The following is a 20,447-nucleotide window of genomic DNA, read 5'->3' as shown; positions in this document are numbered from 1 at the left end:
GTGCCTTCGGATGCCCGACTCGGGGAAGGCGGGGAGGCATGGACATCATGGCTCTGACGCACAGACAGCGATGGGCCGCAACTCTGGCGGCCGTCCCGCTCCTCGCGGCGTGCGGTGGGGATCCGGGCACACGCCCGGCGGGGGCACCACTCGCCCTGGAGCAGGGAGCGCGCCTGCTGATCACGACCGACAACGGGGTGCGACTGCGCCCGGCGGATGACGACCGGGCCGTCACCGACACCCATGTCGAGAGCAGTTGGTCCCACCGCAACGGCACCTGGATCCTCGATCTGTCCTGCCCGGGGCACGAGGAGGGGCACGCGGGCAGGCCGTGCCCCCGCATGCCCACGATCGGTGTCCCCGCCGGCGTCCCGGTCACCGTGAGCGCCAGGAACGCGGGCATCGACGCGGTCGGCGTATCGGCGGGCATGGACCTGACCACCGTCAACGGCGATGTGACGGTGACTCGCTCGGGCAGGGACGACGCCGCCGTCCGGCTCGCCACCCGCAACGGTTCCGTCCGGACGGGGGCGCTGCGCTCCGCACGCCTGCACGCCGAGACGGTCAACGGCGACGTGACGATCGGCAGCGCGACCTCGCCCGCCGGCCTCACCGCCGTCACGGCCAACGGTTCGGTGCGGGTGGCGCTGCCGCACGACTCCCCCGCCTATCGCACCACCGCCACCACGCGGAACGGCCGGACCTCGGTCACCGTCCCGAGCCCCACGGACGGGAACGGGCACGCGATGGCGCTCACCACCGTCAACGGTGATGTGACGGCAGCCCGCGACTGAGCGCGGCCGCCGACGTCGGTCGCGGTCGCGGCCGCCCGACGGCCCCGGCCGTGGGCTCACCTGCCGGCTGTACGCGATCCGGCAGGGAGGCCTAGGGTTCTCGGGGCGGCCGAAGCCAGTTGCGTTGGCTTCGGCCGCCCCTCGCGCACCGGTCAGGTGAGGCGGCGGCGCAGCCACCAGGCGCAGAAGCCGGCGAGCAGGCCCGCCAGCGCCGCGAAGACCGCCGTCTCGATCCACTGGAACGTCCAGTAGCGGTCGGCCGGGTGGTAGGCCACCTCCACGTAGAGGTCGGACTCGGCGAAGCAGCCCATCGGCTCGGCCTCGGGGCGGGCGCAGCCCTCGGCTCCGCGCACTTCGGCGCCCGACTCGTCGACCACCGGTGTCGCGCCGGAGACCACCCAGGCCCCGGGTGTGGCCAGGGCCACCGTCAGCTGGGCGTCGTCACCCATGCCCTTCAGGGTGACCTGCTGTGCGTCCCACGTGCCCGCGCCCCCTGTACCGCCCATGCCCACAGAGCTGAGGGCCACGTCCGTGTGCTCGGGAGCCATCAGGTGCGGCCGGACCACGTACGGCATGAAGATCTGGACCGCGGCGAACAGTGCGAGGGTCGCGGCCATCGCGGGGACCGTCCGGCGGATCAGGAGACCCGCACAGGCGCCCGCGGTGAAGGCGAAGGCCGCGTAGGCGAGGGGGACGATGCCCCGGCCGTCGAAGAGGAGCGGGGTGAAGCGGTCGCTGTTGACCCGGTCGAGCGGGGACGCCCACCAGGTCACCAGCAGACTGAGCACGCCCGTGAGGGTGACGGCGACGAGGCCGACGGCGGTGAGCTTCACCGCGAGCCAGCGCGTGCGGGTGATGCTCTGGTTCCAGATCAGCCGGTGGGTTCCGGTCTCCAGTTCCCGTGCGACGAGCGGGGCGCCCCAGAAGATCCCGACGATGCCGGGGACGGCGATCAGGAGGCCGGTGGCGAGGAAGGACAGGGGGTTGTACTCGTTGACGAACGCGTTGGTCGCGGAGCCGCAGTTGCTCCCGCAGCCCGCGACGGTGCTGTCGTAGGCCTCGCGGAGCTGGAGGCCGGTGATCACGAGGGCCGCCGACACCGCGGCGAGGGCGGCGAGGGCCACCAGGGTCTGGACGCGGTACTGGCGCCAGGTCAGCCAGATCATCGCTGTGCCTCCAGGGCGGATCGGCGGGCGGGGCCGGACGAGCCCTCCGCCATGTACGTGAGGACGAGGTCCTCCAGCCCGAGGGCCTCCAGGGCCCAGGCGGGGTCGTGGACCGGGGTGGCGGCCCGGACGATGAACGTGCTCTGCCGTTCGGTGTGCGTGGCCTGGAGGACCGTCATCCCGTCCGGCAGGCTGTCGGCCTCGCGACGCGCCGTGGTGAGCCGGAAGTGGGTGGCGAGGAGGTCGTCCACGTCTCCGGCGACCTGGACGCGGGAGGCCACCAGTGAGATCAGGTGGTCGCAGACGCGTTCCAGGTCGGAGACCAGGTGCGAGGAGAGGATGACCGCGGTGCCGTGCTCGGCGACGTGCTCCATGAGTCCCTGGAGGAACTCGCGCCGGGCCAGGGGGTCCAGGGCGGCGACCGGTTCGTCGAGGATGAGCAGTTCGGGCCGCTTCGCGACGGCGAGCGTGAGGGCGACCTGGGCGCGCTGGCCACCGGAGAGCTTTCCGACGCGCTGGGCGGGGTCGAGGCCGAGGTCCCTGATGCGGTCCTGCGCCAGCCGGTCGTCCCAGGCGGGGTTCAGCCGCCGCCCCAGGCCGAGGTGGTCGGCTATGGAGAGCGCCGGGTAGGTCGGGGTGTCCTGGGCGACGAATCCGACCTTGGCCAACTGCGCCGGGTCCACGGCGGGGCGCCCGCCGAGGACACGGACCGTGCCCGAGGTCGGGGTGATCAGTCCGCAGGCGAGCTGTAACAGGGTGGACTTCCCTGCCCCGTTGGGGCCGACGAGGCCGACGACGCGACCCGACGGCACGCTGATGGTGCAGTCCGAGAGGGCCTGGCGGCGGCCGTACCGCTTGCCCAGGCCTTTCGCTTCCAGAATGGCGGTCATTGCTCCTCTTCGGTGGATGTGCGGAAGGTGCTCAGGAACAGGGCCTCGATGCTCTCCTCGTCCAGTCCCGCGGTCCTCGCCCGGCTCAGCCAGCCCTGCAACTCCTGTCGCAGCGGCTCGTGTTCGGAGAGCGACGCGTCGCTGAGAGTGCTGGAAACGAAGGTGCCCACACCGGGCTTCTTGGCGACCAGACCCTCGTACTCGAGCTCCCGGTAGGCCTTGAGCACGGTGTTGGGATTGATCGCGACCTTGGCGGCGACGTCCTTGACCGTGGGCAGCCGATCACCCTCGAACAGCAGCCCCAGGCGCATGGCCCGGCGCACTTGGTGGACCAGTTGCAGGTACGGCGCGACACCGGACCGGGCATCGAGGTGAAACTCGATCACCGTCTCCTCTATTCATCTAGGTTCCTAGCACTATAGGACTCTAGATGCCCCAAGCCTGTCAACGAGGTTCAGGGAAGTGGGAGTTGAGACGCCGGCCCGCGACCGGTGGCCCTTGCGACGGGAACATGGCCGGCACACGGCGCGGTGTGCCGGTCCGGCGGGCGTGGATCGGCAGTCCGAGAGCCCGGAACCCGGGCGTTCCTGAAGTCCCCGCACCGCGGCGACATCCTGTCCGGCACCGCCGCGGTCGTGATCGGCGGACAGGTCCTAGCGCCCGACGACCGCGCCGTCGTAGACGTGGTCGGGGGTGGCGACCGCGGTGATCGCACGGGCGAGGAGCGTGGACGGCTCCACGCCGGCGGTCTGGATGTCCGTGTTGATCATGATGACCAGGGTGGCCTTCCGCGCGGGCAGATGGACGGTCACGGTCTCGTATCCCGGGATCGAGCCGTTGTGACCGATCCACCCGTTGGTCTCGAAGATTCCGAGCCCGTAGCTCGTGCCGGGGAAGCCGGTCGGCAGCGTCTTGAGCCGCTGTGCCTGCGTTTCGGGGCTGAGCAGTGCGCCGGTGGCGACGATCCGGGCCCAGCGGCGCAGGTCGTGCAGATCCGAGATCATCGCCCCGGCCCCCCAGGCCCAGCTGGGGTTCCGGTCCGTGGCGTCCGCGGTACGGCCACTGAGCGTCTGGTCGGTGTATCCGCGCGGGTGCGGCTCGGGGAACTCCGCCCCCTGCGGGAACAGCGTGCGGCGCAGGTGGGACGGGCGGAGCACCCGGTGGCCGATGAAGTCGGCGAGCCGGTGGCCGCTGACCTTCTCGATCACCAGACCGAGCAGGAGGAGGTTGCTGTTGGAGTACTGGAACTGCTTGCCCGGCGCGGAGGTGTTGGCGTGCTTGAAGCCGTAGGCGAGCGATTCCCGCGGGGTGAAAGAACGCTGCGGGTCGCTCAACAGGGCTTTGATGAAGCCGGGGTCGGAGGTGTACGGGAAGAGGCCGCTGCGCATCTCGGCGAGGTGGCGCAGCGTGATCCGGTGGCCGCCCGGCACGCCGTGGACGTAGCGGGAGATCGGGTCGTCGAGCCCGATCCGGCCGTCGTCCACGAGTTCGAGCAGCGCGGTGACGGTGAAGGTCTTGGTCTCGCTGCCGATCCTCACGAAGGAGTCTGCCGCCATCCGCTCGCCGGTGGCCTTGTCGGCCACCCCGGTCGCGCGGACGTAGCACCCCTTGCCCGGCATCCACAGTCCGACGACGGCGCCGGGGACACCCGCCTTCTTCCGTACGTCCTCGATGGTCCTGTCCAGGCGGGCGGTGAGCCCGGCACCGAAGCCGTCCGGCGGGCAGCCGTCCTCGTCGTGCCGGGCGGCGCCCGTCGCGGGGCCGGCCGTGGCGGGGAACGCCGTCATCGGGGCCAGTGCGGACGCCACGAGCAGGGCCGCGGCGAGCAGCCGGCGGGAGGGGGTACGTCGCATGCGGGGGCACCTCTTCGTGCGGGGGGAACGGACGGCAAGAACCTCACCATCCGGACCCGCCGCGGGCGCCCTTTCCCCTCCGTGCGCCGAGGAGTCCACTCATTCGGAGCCGCGCGCCCTCCCGGCACGGGTCACGGATGTTCGCCGGGCCCCTCGGCGTTGGTAGCGAAGCGGGTGGGCGAGAGTGCGGTGTCCTCCTCGCCCGGCTCCAGCAGGGTGGCCGCGGCACCCACGACGAGGGGGTCCGGCACGCCGACGGCGTCGGGGTCCTTCGCCGCGTAGTCGACGCGCGCGAGGAGGCTGCGCATCGCTTCGAGACGGGCCCTGCGCTTGTCGTTGCTCTTCACGACGGTCCAGGGCGCGTGCTCCGTGTCGGTGGCGCGGAACATGTCGATCTTCGCTGTTGTGTAGTCGTCCCAGCGGTCGAGGGAGTCGATGTCGGTGGGCGAGAGCTTCCACTGGCGTACGGGGTCGACCTGCCGGATGGCGAAGCGCGTGCGCTGCTCGGCACGGGAGACGGAGAACCAGAACTTGACCACGACGACCCCGTCGTCGACGAGCATCCGCTCGAAGGCGGGGCACTGCCGGAGGAACAGTTCGTACTCGGGCTCGGTGCAGAAGTCCATGACGCGCTCGACGCCGGCCCGGTTGTACCAGGAGCGGTCGAAGAACACGATCTCGCCGGGCGCCGGCAGGTGGGCGACGTAGCGCTGGAAGTACCACTGGCCCCGCTCCCGGTCCGTGGGCTTGTCCAGGGCCACGATGCGGGCGCCACGGGGATTGAGGCGTTCGGTGAAGCGATGGATGGTGCCGCCCTTGCCGGCCGCGTCCCGTCCCTCGCAGACCACGACGACCCGCGCGCCGGTGTCCCTCGTCCACCGCTGCAGCTTGAGCATCTCTATCTGCAGGATGCGCTTGACCCGCTCGTACTCCTTGCGGCGGAGCTTGCGGTCGTACGGGTAGTTCTCCCGCCAGGTCTTGATCGGCCTGCCCGCCTCGTCCAGCAGGATCGGCTGCTCCGGCCTGCTGGTGTCGACGGTCAGGCCGTGCAGGAGTTCCTTCTCGACCCGTTCACGGTTCACCATGTAAAGCCTGTCACCTCATCGCGCCCGCGCAAACCGGGGGAACGGGCGCGATGAGGCAGTGTCTACTTCATCTTCTCCGCGAGGAGCGGGACGACCTTCTCCAGCGCGTAGGAGGTCGACAGCACCGAGTCGGTGGCGAACGCCTGGCTGATGCCCTGGTCGTCGAAGACGAGGGAGTGTCCGGCCTTCACCGACGGGACCGCCTTGTACAGCGGGTCGTCACTGATGTCGGCGGCCGGGATGCCGATCGGGGCCATGACCGTCAGGTCGGCGTCGAGGAGGTCCAGGTTCTCCTTGGAGACGGAGACCGAGAAGGCCTTGCCGGCCTTGGCCTCGACGGCCGGGTTGTTCTCGAATCCGAGGCGCTCCACGAAGTCGACCCGCCCGGTGCCCGAGACGTAGGCGCCGTAGCCCTCGGAGGTGCGGGAGCCCAGTGTGATCGTGCTGCCCTTGAACTCGGGGTGCGCCTTCACGGCGTCGGCGTACTCCGCCTCGGTGTCCGCGATGAGCTTCTCGCCCTTCTCCGGGACACCCATGGCGGCCGCGACCATCTCGGTCTGCTTCTTCCACGTCTGCTTGTACTGGTCGCCGCCCTCGGGCACGCCCACGGTCGGGGCGATCTTGCTCAGGGTGTCGTAACGCGTCCGGTCACCACTGGACTTCGTGTCCAGGATCAGGTCGGGCTGCAGGGCCGCGATCTTCTCGTACTCCGGCTCGAGGGTACCGATGATCTCGGGCTTCTCGTCGTACATCCCCTTGGCCCACGGTCCGACGCCCTCTCCGCCGAACGCCAGCCAGTCGCTCGCGCCGACGGGCTGCCCGCCGAGCGCGAGCACGGTCTCGGCGTCGCCCCAGCCGAGCGCGACGATGCGCCGGGGGGCCTTGTCGACGGTGATCTCGCCGAACTTCGTCGCGACCTTCGCGGGGAAGGAGCCCTCGGCCGCTCCGCCCGAGGCGGACGCGGAGCCGGAGGCGGCGGTGTCGTCGGAGGAGCCGCAGGCGGCGAGGCCGACGAGGAGGGCCGCGACGACCCCGGCCATCAGGACCGGGGTACGGCGGGCGCGACGAGTACGAGGAGCGGAATCGTTCATGCTGCTTAGGCTAGCCTAACCTAATGCACGATCATGACGCGGGGCGGCCGGACGCTGCCTTCACGTGATGGCGTCCCAGCGGCACCACCATCGGCGTGGCCGACGCCGGGTCCTCCATCACCGAGCAGCGCATCCCGAACACCTCGCCGACCAGGGACTCCGTCACGATGTCGGAGGGGCGGCCCTCCGCGACGATCCGGCCGTCCTTCATGGCCACCATGTGATCGGCGTAGCGGCAGGCGAGATTCAGGTCGTGCAGCACCGCGACCATCGTGACGCCGTGCTCGTGGTTCAGGTCGGTGAGCAGGTCCAGGACGTCCAGCTGGTGGCTGGCGTCCAGGAACGTCGTCGGCTCGTCGAGCAGCAGGATGTCCGTACGCTGCGCGAGCGCCATCGCGATCCACACCCGCTGGCGCTGCCCGCCCGAGAGCTCGTCCACCGGGCGGTCCGCGAGGTCCAGGGTGCCGGTGGAGAGCAGCGCCTGCGCGACCGCCTCGTCGTCCTCGGGGCTCCAGCGCCGGAACCATCCCTGGTGCGGGTATCGGCCTCGCCCCACGAGGTCGGAGACCGTGATGCCCTCCGGTGCGGACGGGCTCTGCGGGAGGATGCCGAGCACGGCGGCGACCTCCTTCGTCGGCATCTCCTGGATGCTGCGGCCGTCCAGCAGCACGGCACCCTCCGAGGGTGCGAGCAGTCGCGCCATCGCCCGCAGCAGGGTCGACTTGCCGCAGGCGTTCGGGCCCACGATGACGGTGATGCGCCCCGGTGGGACGCTCACGTCCAGGCCGGCGACGATCTCGCGATCGCCGTAGCCGAGGCGGACGCCCTGGGCTCGAAGAGTGTGCTCAGCCACGGCTCGGCCACGCCTTTCCTTGGTGTCGTCATCCGTCTCGTACGTACGCGTGTCAGCCACCGGTGCCCCCGCGGTTGGCGCGGGCCAGGAGCAGCAGCAGGTAGGGGGCGCCGATGATGCTGGTCACCACGCCCACCGGGAGCTGAACCGACGGCAGCAGGTGCTGGGCGCCGAAGTCGGCGACCAGGACGATCAGGGCCCCGGTCAGCGCCGCGTGGGGCAGTGCGGCGCCCCGGCCCGGCACGAGCCGGCGGGCGATCGGCCCGGAGACGAAGGCCACGAAGCCGACGGGCCCCGCCGCCGCCGTGGCGACTCCCGCGAGGGCCGTCGCGCAGCCCAGCAGCGCCAGCCGACCGGGTTCGACGCGGGCGCCGAGACCGGCTGCCGCGTCGTCCCCGAGCTGGAGGGGGCCGAGAGCGCGGGCGGCGAGGGCGGTGAGCGGGACGAGCACGGCCAGTGCGGTCAGCAACGGCCACACCTGGCCCCAGGAACGGCCGTTGAGGGTGCCCGTCAGCCAGAGGTACGCCTCCTGCGCGTCGGTGGTGTCCGAGCGGGCCATCACGTACCAGACGACGCTGCTGAGCCCGGTGCCGAAGCCCACGCCGATCAGCACGAGGCGCTGGCCTGCGACGCCCTGGCGCCAGGCGAGCAGGTAGATGGCCGCACCGGCGGCGACGGACCCGGTCAGGGCACTGCCGGACAGGGCAAGGCCGCTGACCTGGAACAGCAGCGAGGCGGTGACGGCGACGGCACTCGCGCCGGCGCTGATGCCGATGACGTCGGGGGCTGCCAGCGGGTTGCGCAGGACGGACTGGAAGACGGCCCCGGACAGCCCGAAGCCGATCCCGACGAGGACCGCCAGCAGGGCGCGGGGCAGCCGGAGTTCCAGCACGACGAAACGCGAACCGCCGTCACCGCCTCCGAACAGGGTCTCCACGACCTTGCCGAGCGGCATCACCATGTCGCCGACGCTGAGCGAGACGGCGAACATCGCCGCCACGGCGGCCAGCAGACCGGCCGCCACCACGACGGAGCGCCCGCGTTCCCGCCCACGTGCGCGGGTCACCACGCGCACGGCGTCCGCGAGGCGGGCGTCGGGCGCCGCCCGCAGCCGGGTCCCGGTCACAGCTCCACCTGCTTCCTGCGCCGGACGAGCCAGATGAAGGGGACGCAGCCGATCGCCGCGGTGACCACGCCCACCTGGATCTCGCCTGGCGGGGCGACGACCCGGCCGACGATGTCGGCGACGAGCAGCATGACCGGGGCGAGCACCATGCTGTACGGGAGGATCCAGCGGTAGTCGGGGCCGGTGATGAGCCGGGCCGCGTGCGGCACGGCGAGGCCGACGAAGCCGATCGGGCCCGCGACGACGGTCGCCGCACCGCACAGCAGCACCACGGCGAGCGCCGACGTCAGCCGGGCGAGGCCCACCCGCTGTCCGAGGCCGCGCGCCAGGTCGTCACCGAGGGACAGGGCGTTGAGCTGCGGCCCCAGCAGCAGGGCGAGGACGGCGCCGGCCGCGATGAACGGGGACACCTGCACCAGGACGTCCCCGTCCCGGGCGGTGAGCGCGCCGAGCTGCCAGAAGCGGAAGCGGTCGTAGCCCTCGCGGTCCTGGAGCAGGACCGCGCTGGTCACGGAGGTGAGTACCGCGCTGGTGGCGGCGCCCGCCAGGGCCAGCTTCACCGGGGTGGCGCCCTCACGGCCGAGCGAGCCGACGCCGTAGACCAGGAGCGCGGCAAGGAGCGCGCCGAGGAAGCCGAACCAGATGTACTGGGTGACGACGGTGAATCCGAGGAAGCTGATCGAGCACACCACGGCGACCGAGGCACCCGCGTTGATGCCGAGGAGCTGGGGGTCGGCGAGCGGATTGCGGGCGACACCCTGCATCACCGTGCCCGCGAGGCCGAGCGCCGCACCGGCCAGCAGTCCGGCGACGGTGCGGGGGATGCGCACCTCCTGGACGATGAGCTGGCCCTTGACCCCGAGGTCCGGGTCGAACACGCCGTCCAGTACGTCGCCGAAGGGCACGTCGCCCGAGCCGACGGCGAGGCTCGCCAGCACGGTCAGCAGCAGGACGGCCACGGCAGCGAGCAGTCCGAGGGCCAGGACCGGGCGGTTGCGCGCGGGGCGCCGCTCCGGTGTCCGGGCCGTGTGTTCCTTCGCTCCCTGGAGCACCGGGCCGCTCACGGCCGGTCTGCCCGGGACGGCGGCATGCGGTGGTGCACTGTTCCTCGCCCTTGCTCGTCGCCCCCGGGACGGGGGGCACCCGCGAGCATAAGTAAGGTTAGCCTAACAGTGCCAGGTCAGCGATCCCCTGCTGCGGCCATGTGAGCTACGGAGAATCCCTTGTCGAACGCCGCGCCCGTGGCCCCCGCCACCGTCCCCTCCCCCGGAGGCGACCCGCTCGCCGGAGCGGTGCCCCTGCGGTCGGCGGAGCAGCTGCGGGAGATCCTGGGCGAACCCTGGCCGATCGTCATCGACAAGGTCCACGACGAGCTCACCGAGGACGACCTCGGCCTGCTGGCCCGCGCGCCGTTCTGCGCCGTGTCGACCTCCGACGCCGACGGCAACTGCGACACCTCCCCGCGGGGCGGCCAACCGGGCTTCACCAGGGTCCTGGACACACGCACCCTCGTGCTGCCCGACCTCCCGGGCAACCGGCGCGGCGACAGCTTCCACAACATCCTGTCCAACCCGCACGTGGGCCTGCTCTACCTGATACCCGGCGCGATGACCGTCCTGCGGATCAACGGCCGCGCCCGCATCCTGACGGACGCCCCCTTCTTCGACGAGATGGTGGTCAAGGGCCGGCGCCCCGACCTGGCCCTCGTCGTGGACATCGACGAGGTCTACCTGCACTGCCCTGCCTCGCTCAAGCGCTCGGGCGTGTGGGCGCCGGAGACGTGGGGAGGAGCGGCGGTCTGAGGGCCAGGGCTCGCCGGTCCGGTCCCGGCACACGGTGTGCCGGGAACCATGAGGCGGGACCGGCGCGGAACGCGCCGCGCTCGTCGGTCGCCTCAGCTGTCGCGGGCCTCCTCCACCGTGCTGACGACCGTGGAGACGGTGGATGCCGTGGCTCCGGCGGCGCCGTCGACCAGTTCGCCGAGTCCCCCGGCGTCGTCGAGCGCTCCGAGCGAGACGGGCTGTCCGGCCGCGTGTGCGACGTCCCCGTCTCCCGGGTGCGGACTGATCGCGGCGATGACCGCGCCGGTGGCGAACGTGAGAACGGCGAGTGCGCTTCGCTTCTTCATGCCGGATCAACGGCTCGCGGCCCCGGAGGACACGCCGGATCTCCACGCCACCCGCACCTTCCCGCCGTGGCCCCACCTCGCCGTCCCGCCGGACCGGCGCGCTGCCTACGCTGTGCGCATGGTGATCTACGCCCCGGCGGCGCTTCTTCTCCTCGCCTTCTGCGTGAGCGTCTCGCGTGAGCGCCGGAAGTTCAGCAATGCTGTGGTCCTGGGGCTGGCGGTTCTCTGCGCCCTGGCGGGCCTTCTGTACAGCATGGTCTCGTCGGGGTCCGCGTCGGCACGGGTCGTGGCTGTGTCGCTGCTGGTTCCGGGGGCCGTGGCCGTCCTCGTCCTGACGTACTTCCTCTTCGTCAACGGCGTACGGATGCTGCGCAAGGAGGGCAGGAGCCCGTCCAACCTGCTGTCGCTGCTGAGCGCCCTGGCGATCCTCGCCGTGCTCGCCCTGCTGGCCGTCGCCGCCGTGCTGCGGACCCCGGTGCTGATCGGGGTGGCGGCCACGGCCGGCGGGCTGGCGCTCTACTTCTCGTTCCTGTTCCTGTCCTTCGTCTGCTACGCCTTCCTCTACGGACGGCTGCTGGTACGCCGCAAGGCCGATTTCGTGGTGGTGCTGGGTTCGGGGCTCGTCGGCGGGTCCACCGTGCCGCCGCTGCTCGCGAGCCGGCTGAAGCGGGGGAGGGAGGTCCACGCCCGGCTCTCCCGGCGCGGCGGTTCCCCCGTGCTCATCACCTCGGGCGGGCAGGGACCCGACGAGGACCTGCCCGAATCCCACGCCATGGCGGATCACCTGGTGGCCGAGGGCTTTCCGGCTCACCTCATCGAGCGGGAGGACCGGTCGACGACGACGGAGGAGAACCTGCGGTTCAGCAAAGCGATCATGGAGGAGGCCAACCCCGGCTACCGGTGCGTCGTCGTGACGAACAACTACCACGCCTTCCGTGCCGCCCTCACCGCCCGACGGGTCCGGATCCGGGGACAGGTGGTGGGCGCGCCCACGGCCGCGTACTTCTGGCCCAACGCGACGATCCGCGAGTTCACGGCGGTCCTGATGGACTACCGGCGGAGCAACGCCGTGATGTGCCTGCTGATCGTCCTCGGCGGAGTGGCCGTCTGGTGGGCCCGCCTGAGGTAGGAGCGCTGACACGCTGCGAGGACGCTCAGAACCCGCCGCCCCCGTCGAACCCTCCGCCGCCGAAACCACCGCCGTCGCCGAAGCCGCCGCCGCCGAAGCCGGAGGAGTCGAAGTCGGAACCGGAGACGTCGCCGCCGCCCCAGTCGCCGCCTCCTCCGCCCCCGCCGAAGTCACCCCCGCCGTACTCCGCCGCGTACGCCGGGGTGGAGAGCATCGAGCCGAGCATGGTGCCGACCAGCAGGCCGGGGAGCAGGCCTCCGCCGAAGTAACCGCCCGCCCAGGGGCCGTACGCCGGGCCCGCCTCCCAGTAGGGGCGCCGTCGCCCGTCGCCGACGTCGACCGTGCGGCTCATGGGGTCCTCGCCCTCGCGCAGGCGGACCTCGTCCGCACCGCAGACCGGGACCTCCCGGGCCGATCCGCCGGACGGTGTCCACAGGACGTCCGCGACGGCGGGACCGTGGCGCGGGTCGAAGAAGCAGGGAGGGCGGCGCGCCGGGAGCGCGCGGCCCGTGCGGCGGGCCTCCAGCACGGCGAGCGAGAAGCGGCCGTCCTCCAGGGCCTGGGTGACCCCGCGTACGTCGGACGGGTGCTGCGCGTCGCCCATGCGGGACTTGGCGTCCTCGTAGGAGTCGAGCGCGCGCTCGTAGTCGATGCGCATCGCGTCGTCGGCGCCCTTCTCGGCGGGATGGAAGTCCAGCCGGTCCAGGGTTTCGCCGTACGCGGTGATGTCCTCGTCCACGACGACCCGGAGCTTCTCCAGGGCGGCCCGCTCCTCTTCCTCCTTGCGCTTCCTGCTGCGGCGGGCGACCGCGAACGCGGTGCCCCCGCCCAGGAGGACCAGGCCTCCGAGGACGACCAGACCCGTCACCGGTGCGCCGGTCCCGGCGCCGTTCCCGGAGTCGCCGCCGGACCAGGAGGCCGGGGCGCTGCCCTTGGCCTGTTCGACGGCCTTGTCGACGAAGGCGTTCAACTGGGTCGCGGCGTCGGCGTCCGCGCCGGGTGCCTTCACCGCCGTGCTGAGGTTCTCGACGGCCCGGGTCGGCATCACCTGCGGGTCGGCGCCCGCGTCGAACCCGTCGCCGAGGCGGACGGCGTAGACGCCGGTGATCCCGGTGTCGGTGCGCAGGTTCTGGAGGAGGTCCTCCGACGGGTACTGGGATGTCGCCGGCAGGACGGCCACGAAGACCGGCTTGTCGGCGTCCGTGATCTTCTTCTCCAGCGCGGCCTCCTGGGACGCCGAAAGCTGGTCGGCCGCGGCCGGGTCGACGTACACAGGGCCCTGGCGCAGGGCGCGGGCCGCGTCGTCGATGGTGGCGGGGGCGGCATGGGCAGTGGAGGTCATGGCCAGCAGTGCCACCGAGATCATCAGCAGCAGGCAGGCCCACAAGGGGGCGAACAGCCTCTTCCGCATACTCCGAAAGTAACCCGAACGGGCGACGAATGCGTCGCCCGCCCGGGTTCCGTTCGTGCTGTTACACGGCGCGGTACGCCGCGCGCAGCTTCGCCACCGCTCCGGTCAGATCACCGGTGAGCAGCAGGTGGTCGGCATCGGCGAACGGCTTGGACACCGCCGGGGTCAGCTTTCCGCCGGCCCTCTGCTGGACCAGGAGCCTCGCCCGGTCGACGATCTCCTTGCCGGCCGCGGTCCTCCCGAGGCCCGCCCGCTCGGCGAGCTGGGCGGCGACGGCGAGACCCGCGAGGGTGAGGTCACCGCCCGTCGGGACCTTCTTCAGGGTGGTCAGTCCCCAGCCGTACGGGAACTGCGGGTCGTAGGCCGCGTCGCCGACGTTGAGCGGCAGCTGCGACTCCGACTTCGGCCAGGTCACCGGGAGCTGTCCGGTGAAGGCCCGCTTGCCGTAGAGGACGTCGGCGACGCCGTCGCCCTCGGTGCCCGGCAGCCAGGAGGCCACCAGCGCGTCGATGTCGCCGAGCCGGTCCCCGATGAGCTGGGGGCGGCCCGAGACGATCAGGACCGCGCACTTCATGGCGGCGCAGACGGTGTCGACGGCGGCCTTGTCGGCGTCGGACAGTTCCAGGTCGTGGCCGTTGCCGACGTCCCCGATGCCCTCGGCGTACGGCTTCTCGCCGACGATCACGACTCCGGCGTCGTACCCCTCGGTCGGGGCGGAGGCGTCCTTGGAGAAGGTGGCCGAGGAGGTGTTCTTCTCGATGCCCTTCAGGATCGTCGTGCCGGTGGTCGTGGCGCCGGAGGCGCCCTGCCAGCTGACGGTCCAGCCGCCGGCCTGGTTGCCGAGGTCGTCGGCGTTGGAGCCGGCGACGTAGACCTTCTGCGAGGCCTTGAGCGGCAGCACCGCCCCGTCGTTCTTCAGCAGCACCTGGGACTTGGCCGCCGCCTCACGGGCGACCGCGCGGTGTGCGGAGGAGCCGACCTCGTCCAGGTTCGACGTGTCCGCGTACGGCTTCTCGAAGAGGCCGAGGCGGAACTTCTGGGTGAGGATGCGGGCGACGGCGTCGTCGATGCGGGCCTGGCCGATCCGGCCGGCGGTGACCTCGTCCTGGAGGGTCTTCGTGAAGTCCTGGTACGCGGTCGGGACCATGATCATGTCGAGGCCGGCGTTGACCGAGGTGCGGACGTCGCTCGCGTAGTCACCCGGGATCTGGTCGATGGCCTGCCAGTCGCTGATGACGAAGCCCTCGAAGCCCATCCGGTCCTTGAGCACGCCGTTGATCATCTCCGCGTTGGCGTGCATCTTCACCGGGCCCGCGTCGTCGCCGAGGATGTCCAGCGAGGAGTACGACGGCATGACCGTGCCGACGCCCCGCTTCACGGACTCGGCGAACGGCGCCAGGTGGACGGCTTCGAGCTCCTGGCGCGTGACCTTCGTGACGCCCTGGTCGATGGTGTACGAGCCGGTGGTGGAGGAGCCGAACTCCGTGCCGCCGTCACCGACGAAGTGCTTGGCGCTGGCCAGCACCTTGTCGTTGCGGTCGAGGTCCTTGCCGGACGGGCTGCCCTGCATGCCGGTGATGACCGTCTCCATGGCCTCGACCAGGGCCGGGTCCTCGCCGTACGCCTCGTAGGAGCGGCCCCAGCGCTCGTCACGGGTGACGCACACGCAGGGGGCGAAGTCCCACGGGATGCCCGTGGCGCGGACCTCGCTCGCGGTGACCGCACCCGTCTTCTCGGCGAGCTTCGGGTCACGGCCCGCGCCGATGCCGATGTTGTGCGGCATGATCGTCGAGCCGATCACGTTGTTGTGGCCGTGCACCGCGTCCACGCCGTAGATCAGCGGGATCTGGAAGCGGGTGGCCTGGGCGCGCAGCTGGTAGGCGTCCACCATCTTCGCCCACGCCTCGGGCGTGTTCGGGGTGGGCACCGAGCCGCCGCCCGAGAGCAGCGAGCCGAGGTCGTACGTCGCTATGTCGCCCTGCGACTTCAGCGCGTTGCGCTCGGCCTGGGTCATCTGTCCGGCCTTCTCGGCCGGGGACATCCGTGACAGCAGGTCGGCGACGCGCTTCTCCACCGGGAGCTTCGCGTTCTGGTAGGGCAGCCCGTGGGCGTCGATGACGACCTGTGGGTTCTCCTTGGGCGCCTTGGCACCGGTGACCGTGAGCTCCAGCGGGATCGTCTCCGCGGACTCGGCCCCCTTGTCCTTGGCGGTGGCCACGGTGACGGTGTGCGTGGTGCCGGAGGCGGTGCCCGCGGGGAAGGTGTGGGTGCCGGTGACCGGGGTGTAGTCCTTGCCGGACTCGGCGCTGCCGCCCTTGGTGGTGTACGCGACGGTGACGGGCTCCTCGGTGGGCACGGAGCCGGTGGTGGCGACGGAGATCCTGATGTCCGCCGAGCCGCCCTCCTTGACCGTGTGCACCGCGGAGTCGACGACGACACTCGACTTCAGGGCCGGGTCGGCCTTGCCGTAGAGCTCGACGGCGTCCATGGCGAAGGAGCCGGGGGCGCCGGTCGGCAGGGTGAGGGCGTAGCCCCACATCTCGTTCAGGCCGAGGACCTGGTCGATCCCGCCGACGGGCTGGTAGTCCGCACGGTAGACGAAGTCCGCGAAGGGGATCTCGACCTGGTGCCACCCCTCCCAGTCGTCGGTGAAGGAGGTGGTCCACAGCTCGGAGGCGCCGCCGTTCGCGCCGCCGTCCTTGATCTCGAAGTTGATCCGCTTGCCCGAACCGGGCGGCAGGGGGGCGGTGTTCTGGCCGTACCACCAGAAGCGGATGCCCTTGTGGGCGGTCCAGTCCTCGGGCGGCTGGTCGACGGCGAACTCGTGGCTGAGTCCGCCCCAGGCACTGATGTCGTAGGTGCCCTGGAGGACCTTGGCCCCCTCGGGGGCGTCGGCGCGCTCCTTGAACTCCAGCGCGGGGTGGTCGTCCGCGTCGCCGCCCCAGGTGAACAGGGAGTCGGCGGGCGGGTTGCCGAAGGGGACCTCGCCCTCGAAGCGGTCGACGAGGACGGGTGCGGGGTCCTCGGCGTCGGCCGCCGCGCTGGGGACGGCCCCGGCGAGGAGTGAGGCGAGGACGGTGGCGGCGGCGAGCGCGGCGGTCGCCGGTCTCGCGCGGTGGCGTGCGCGGGCGTGCGGTGTACGCGGCATGTGCGGCTCTTCTCTGCTCCGGTGGACGGTGGCCGGCCCGGGGGGTGATGGCCGGGGCTACTTCTGCTCGACCCGCACCCAGTCGGTCTCCGCCTTGATGCCGCCCTGGGCGACGCGGTCGACGCTGGACTGCGGGAGACCCCAGCAGGGCTGGGTGACCTTTCCAGCCGGCGGGACAGGCGCCGCCGAGGGCGAGGTCGAGGATCACGCCTGGTTGTGGTCGAACACCCACCGACAGGGATCAGCCGGTGCGGGATTCACGCGTGAGACGGATCGTGTCGCGGTACCACTTGGCGCTGTCCTTGAGCGTCCGCACCTGCGTGTCGTAGTCGACGCGGACGATGCCGAACCGCTTGTCGTAGCCGTAGGCCCACTCGAAGTTGTCCATCAGCGACCAGGCGAAGTAGCCCCGGACGTCTGCGCCCTGCCGGCGTGCTTCGGCCACGGCCTCGATGTGGTCGGCGAGATAGGCGGTGCGGTCGGTGTCGGGCACGGAGCCGTCCGCGGCGACGGTGTCGTCGAAGGCGGCCCCGTTCTCCGTGATGACGGTCGGCAGCGCGTAGTCGCGCTGGAGCCGTGTCAGCAGATGGGTGAGCTCGGTGGGGGTGATCTCCCAGTCCATGGCGGTGCGCGGCAGGTCGCGCTCCACCCCGCGGACGACGGGGAGGCCGTCGGCGTCGGTCGGCGATCCCTCCTCGGTGACTCCGGAGAACAGCGCGCCCCGGTAGAAGTTGACGCCGAGGACGTCGAGGGGGGTGGCGATGGCCTCCAGGTCGCCGTCCCGTACGGGCAGCTCGATCCCCTGGGCCGCGAGGTCGTCGACGACGTCCTGCGGGTAGCTCCCGTGGACGATCGGGTCGAGGTACAGGCGGGTGCCCATGCCGTCGGCGCGGCGGCAGGCCTCCCGGTCGGCCTCGCTGCCGGTCTCCGGGGTGGCGGTGCCCAGGTTGAGGGTGATGCCGAGTTCGAGGGGGTTGCTCCCCGCCGCCTCGCGCATCTGCCGGGCGGCGAGGCCGTGGCCCAGGAGCAGGTGGTGGACGGCGCCCATGGCGTCGCCCATGTCGCTGCGGCCGGGGGCGTGCGCCCCGTAGGCGTATCCGAGCATCGCCGAGCACCACGGCTCGTTCAGGGTCGTCCAGTGCTCGACCCGGTCGCCGAGCGCCTCGTAGGCGAGCATGGCGTACTCGGCGAACCGCAGGGCGGTGTCCCGGGCCGGCCAGCCGCCCGCGTCCTCCAGCTCCTGCGGCAGGTCCCAGTGGTAGAGCGTGATCCAGGGGGTGACTCCCCTGCCCCGGAGCTCGTCGACGAGCCGCTTGTAGAAGTCGAGGCCCTTGGCGTTGGCGGGGCCCCGGCCGCCCGGCTGGATGCGCGGCCAGGCGAGCGAGAAGCGGTAGGTGTCGACGCCGAGGCCGGCGATCAGCTCCACGTCCTCGGGCATCCGGTGGTAGTGGTCGCAGGCCACGTCTCCGTGCTCCGCGTGGTGCACGGCGCCCGGGACCCGGCAGAAGGTGTCCCAGATGGAGGGGGTGCGGCCGTCCTCGGAGGCGGCGCCCTCGATCTGGTACGAGGAGGTGGCCACGCCCCAGCGGAAGTCCGCGGGGAGTCCCTGGACGGCGGCGGGGTGCAGGCTGCTGCGGGGCGTGACGAGATTCATGGGTCTCCGTAACTCCGGTTGTGCTGTGGGGTGGTGAGCGGTGGTGCGGTCAGTGGTGCAGCCAGCAGGCGACCTCGCGGTCCTGGCCGGCGTCCGGCGCGGCGAGGACCGGGACCTTCTGGGAACACTGGTCGAAGGCCTTGCCGCACCGGGGGTGGAAGGCGCAGCCGGCGGGCATCGCGGACAGGTGCGGGGGTGAGCCGGGGATACCGGTGAGCTCGCGCCTGGGTCCGTGCAGCGCGGGGAAGGAGTGCAGCAGCCCCTCGCTGTAGGGGTGGCGGGGATCGCGGTAGATCTCGGCGGCCCCCGCCTGCTCCACGATGCGACCGCCGTACATGATGGCGATCCGGTCGGAGAACTCGATGAGCAGCGAGATGTCGTGGGTGATGAACACGACGGAGAACGACAGGCGCTCGCGCAGCTCCACCAGCTTGCGCAGGATCTGCCGCTGCATCACGACGTCCAGCGCGGTGGTGGGCTCGTCCATGATGACGATCTCGGGCTCCAGGGCGAGTGCCATCGCGATCATCACGCGCTGGCGCATGCCGCCGGAGAGCTGGTGGGGGTAGGCGGCGAGCCGGTCGGCGGAGATCCCGACGAGGTTCAGCAGCTCCTCGGCCCGGGCGGTCCGTTCGGCGGCGCGCATGCCGGGGCGGTGCGCGGTCAGGACGTCGGTGAGCTGACTGTGGACGGTGTGCACGGGGTTCAGCGAGTTCATCGCCCCCTGGAACACGATCGACAGCTCCTGCCAGCGGAAGGCGCGCAGCTCGTCCGGGCTCAGGGCGAGGAGGTCGACGGCCTCACCACCGGGCCGGTGGTAGTGCACGTCGCCGCCGGTGATCACTCCGGGCGGCGAGAGCAGCCGGGTGACGGCGTACGCCAGGGTCGACTTGCCGGAGCCCGACTCGCCGGCCAGGCCGAGGACTTCACCGCGGTGCAGGGTGAGATCGATGTCCCGCAGCGCGTGGACGCCGCTCACGCCGGTGCCGTAGTCGACGTTCAGGCCGCTGATGGTGAGGATCGGCTCGGCGGTCATGCGCTGTGCTCCTTGCTGGGCTTGCCGGGCGAGTCGGGTGTGCCGGACGGGGCCGACACACCGGGCGGCCGGGTCACGCCGTCGCGGACCACCGGGGTGAACGCGGGCGGCACCGGTTCCCCGGAGGCGGTGGCGCGGGCCACGGGGGTGAAGCCGACCCGCATCCGGACGGTGCGGGAGGAGCCCGTCGCCGTGCGCAGGCGCGGGTTGACGAACTCGTCGATGCCGAAGTTGATGAGGGAGAGCGCCGTACCCAGGAGCGCGATGCACAGGCCGGCCGGGACGAACCACCACCAGGCGCCCTGGGCGAGGGCCTGGTTGGACTGGGCCCAGAAGAGCACGGTCCCCCAGTTCCAGTGGGAGATGTCGGCTACGCCGATGAAGGCGAGGGTGATCTCCGAGAGGACCGCGAAGATGACGGTGCCGACGAAGCCGGACGCGATGACGGCGGTGAGGTTCGGCATGACCTCGAACAGGATGATCCGCCAGGTGGACTCGCCGGTGGCCCGCGCCGCCTCGACGTAGTCGCGGCGCCGGAGCGACAGGGTCTGGGCCCGCAGCACGCGCGCCCCCCAGGCCCAGGAGGTCAGGGCGATGACGGCGGCGATCAGCAGGTCCCCGGTGTCCTCGACGAAGCTCGCGATGATGATGATCAGCGGCAGGCCGGGGATGACGAGGAAGATGTTGGAGAGCATCGAGAGGATCTCGTCGGCGGCTCCGCCGAGGAATCCCGCGCTGACCCCGATGAGCACGGACAGCACGGTCGCCAGGATGCCGGCGAGGAACCCGACGAGCAGCACGCCGCGGGTGCCGACCAGGATCTGGGAGAGGACGTCCTGCCCGGTCTGGGTCGTCCCGAACCAGTGTTCCCCGGACGGCGGTTGCAGCAGCTGGTCACTCATCGCGTCCGGGTCGTACGGGGCGAGCCAGGGGCCGGCCACGGCGAGGATCACGAAGAACGCGAGGATCAGCAGCCCGGTGCGGGTCTTCCCTCCGCGCAGGAAGCGGAACCTCGCCCGGCCGGCCGCGGCGGGGGTGGGCGGGTCGTCCAGTACGGCGACGTCGGTGGCGGTGACGGACACA

At 71.6% G+C, this 20,447-nt stretch carries 18 protein-coding genes; 3 read left to right on the top strand and 15 right to left on the bottom strand.

Annotated elements, in window-relative coordinates; genetic code table 11:
* The first annotated feature begins 38 nt into the window (after nucleotides 1-38).
* On the top strand, nucleotides 39-794 hold the full coding sequence (locus tag ACFUNE_RS08215; protein ID WP_383563931.1) for a DUF4097 family beta strand repeat-containing protein: 756 nt from the start codon (nucleotides 39-41) through the stop codon (nucleotides 792-794).
* Nucleotides 795-946: 152 nt separating this feature from the next.
* On the opposite strand, the gene ACFUNE_RS08210 is transcribed toward ACFUNE_RS08215, so the two are convergent.
* From ACFUNE_RS08210 to ACFUNE_RS08170, 9 genes are all read right to left on the bottom strand, one after another.
* Nucleotides 947-1,960, bottom strand: coding sequence for an ABC transporter permease (locus ACFUNE_RS08210; RefSeq protein WP_383563929.1), 1,014 nt, complete (start codon nucleotides 1,958-1,960; stop codon nucleotides 947-949).
* Nucleotides 1,957-2,850 carry an ABC transporter ATP-binding protein gene (locus ACFUNE_RS08205; RefSeq protein ID WP_383563927.1) on the bottom strand — a complete coding sequence of 298 codons (894 nt, stop codon included), beginning with the start codon at nucleotides 2,848-2,850 and terminating at the stop codon, nucleotides 1,957-1,959. The genes ACFUNE_RS08210 and ACFUNE_RS08205 overlap by 4 nt, the downstream gene beginning before the upstream one ends.
* Nucleotides 2,847-3,236 (bottom strand): GntR family transcriptional regulator, encoded by a 390-nt coding sequence (locus ACFUNE_RS08200; protein ID WP_383563925.1) that lies wholly within the window; start codon nucleotides 3,234-3,236, stop codon nucleotides 2,847-2,849. The genes ACFUNE_RS08205 and ACFUNE_RS08200 overlap by 4 nt, the downstream gene beginning before the upstream one ends.
* A gap of 267 nt (nucleotides 3,237-3,503) precedes the next feature.
* On the bottom strand, nucleotides 3,504-4,703 hold the full coding sequence (locus ACFUNE_RS08195) for a serine hydrolase domain-containing protein (protein ID WP_383563923.1): 1,200 nt from the start codon (nucleotides 4,701-4,703) through the stop codon (nucleotides 3,504-3,506).
* Nucleotides 4,704-4,834: 131 nt separating this feature from the next.
* Complete coding sequence (gene ppk2 / locus ACFUNE_RS08190; protein ID WP_383563921.1) at nucleotides 4,835-5,788, bottom strand: polyphosphate kinase 2; 954 nt, start codon at nucleotides 5,786-5,788, stop codon at nucleotides 4,835-4,837.
* Between the two features lie 62 nt (nucleotides 5,789-5,850).
* A complete protein-coding gene (locus ACFUNE_RS08185) occupies nucleotides 5,851-6,879 on the bottom strand; it encodes an iron-siderophore ABC transporter substrate-binding protein (protein WP_383563920.1) in 1,029 nt (342 codons plus the stop codon).
* 31 nt (nucleotides 6,880-6,910) lie between these two features.
* The gene (locus ACFUNE_RS08180; protein WP_383563919.1) at nucleotides 6,911-7,732 is read right to left on the bottom strand and encodes an ABC transporter ATP-binding protein; all 822 of its coding nucleotides are present in this window, start codon (nucleotides 7,730-7,732) and stop codon (nucleotides 6,911-6,913) included.
* A 52-nt stretch (nucleotides 7,733-7,784) separates the two neighbouring features.
* Complete coding sequence (locus ACFUNE_RS08175; RefSeq protein ID WP_383563918.1) at nucleotides 7,785-8,858, bottom strand: FecCD family ABC transporter permease; 1,074 nt, start codon at nucleotides 8,856-8,858, stop codon at nucleotides 7,785-7,787.
* The gene (locus ACFUNE_RS08170; protein WP_383563916.1) at nucleotides 8,855-9,922 is read right to left on the bottom strand and encodes a FecCD family ABC transporter permease; all 1,068 of its coding nucleotides are present in this window, start codon (nucleotides 9,920-9,922) and stop codon (nucleotides 8,855-8,857) included. The genes ACFUNE_RS08175 and ACFUNE_RS08170 overlap by 4 nt, the downstream gene beginning before the upstream one ends.
* A gap of 159 nt (nucleotides 9,923-10,081) precedes the next feature.
* Here ACFUNE_RS08170 and ACFUNE_RS08165 point away from each other — a divergent pair, with 159 nt between their 5' ends.
* Complete coding sequence (locus tag ACFUNE_RS08165; protein ID WP_383563914.1) at nucleotides 10,082-10,660, top strand: MSMEG_1061 family FMN-dependent PPOX-type flavoprotein; 579 nt, start codon at nucleotides 10,082-10,084, stop codon at nucleotides 10,658-10,660.
* 92 nt (nucleotides 10,661-10,752) lie between these two features.
* On the opposite strand, the gene ACFUNE_RS08160 is transcribed toward ACFUNE_RS08165, so the two are convergent.
* Entirely contained in the window at nucleotides 10,753-10,986 is a 234-nt protein-coding gene (locus ACFUNE_RS08160) for a hypothetical protein (protein ID WP_383563912.1), read from the bottom strand.
* Between the two features lie 118 nt (nucleotides 10,987-11,104).
* On the opposite strand from ACFUNE_RS08160, the gene ACFUNE_RS08155 reads away from it, so the two are divergent.
* Nucleotides 11,105-12,115, top strand: coding sequence for a YdcF family protein (locus ACFUNE_RS08155; protein ID WP_383563910.1), 1,011 nt, complete (start codon nucleotides 11,105-11,107; stop codon nucleotides 12,113-12,115).
* 25 nt (nucleotides 12,116-12,140) lie between these two features.
* Here ACFUNE_RS08155 and ACFUNE_RS08150 read toward each other — a convergent pair whose 3' ends face one another.
* From ACFUNE_RS08150 to ACFUNE_RS08130, 5 genes are all read right to left on the bottom strand, one after another.
* The gene (locus ACFUNE_RS08150) at nucleotides 12,141-13,526 is read right to left on the bottom strand and encodes a hypothetical protein (protein WP_383563908.1); all 1,386 of its coding nucleotides are present in this window, start codon (nucleotides 13,524-13,526) and stop codon (nucleotides 12,141-12,143) included.
* Between the two features lie 61 nt (nucleotides 13,527-13,587).
* On the bottom strand, nucleotides 13,588-16,674 hold the full coding sequence (locus ACFUNE_RS08145; protein ID WP_383563906.1) for a glycoside hydrolase family 3 N-terminal domain-containing protein: 3,087 nt from the start codon (nucleotides 16,672-16,674) through the stop codon (nucleotides 13,588-13,590).
* A 241-nt stretch (nucleotides 16,675-16,915) separates the two neighbouring features.
* On the bottom strand, nucleotides 16,916-18,328 hold the full coding sequence (locus ACFUNE_RS08140) for a GH1 family beta-glucosidase (RefSeq protein WP_383563904.1): 1,413 nt from the start codon (nucleotides 18,326-18,328) through the stop codon (nucleotides 16,916-16,918).
* A 49-nt stretch (nucleotides 18,329-18,377) separates the two neighbouring features.
* On the bottom strand, nucleotides 18,378-19,364 hold the full coding sequence (locus tag ACFUNE_RS08135) for an ABC transporter ATP-binding protein (protein ID WP_383563902.1): 987 nt from the start codon (nucleotides 19,362-19,364) through the stop codon (nucleotides 18,378-18,380).
* Nucleotides 19,361-20,446 carry an ABC transporter permease gene (locus ACFUNE_RS08130; RefSeq protein WP_383564168.1) on the bottom strand — a complete coding sequence of 362 codons (1,086 nt, stop codon included), beginning with the start codon at nucleotides 20,444-20,446 and terminating at the stop codon, nucleotides 19,361-19,363. Before ACFUNE_RS08130 ends, ACFUNE_RS08135 begins: the two co-directional genes overlap by 4 nt.
* Between the last annotated feature and the right edge of the window lies 1 nt (nucleotide 20,447).

Source organism: Streptomyces sp. NPDC057287 (genome assembly GCF_042667905.1).
GTDB lineage: Bacteria > Actinomycetota > Actinomycetes > Streptomycetales > Streptomycetaceae > Streptomyces.
Note: the sequence above shows the minus strand (reverse complement) of the source record. Positions and strands in the feature narration are given on the sequence as shown.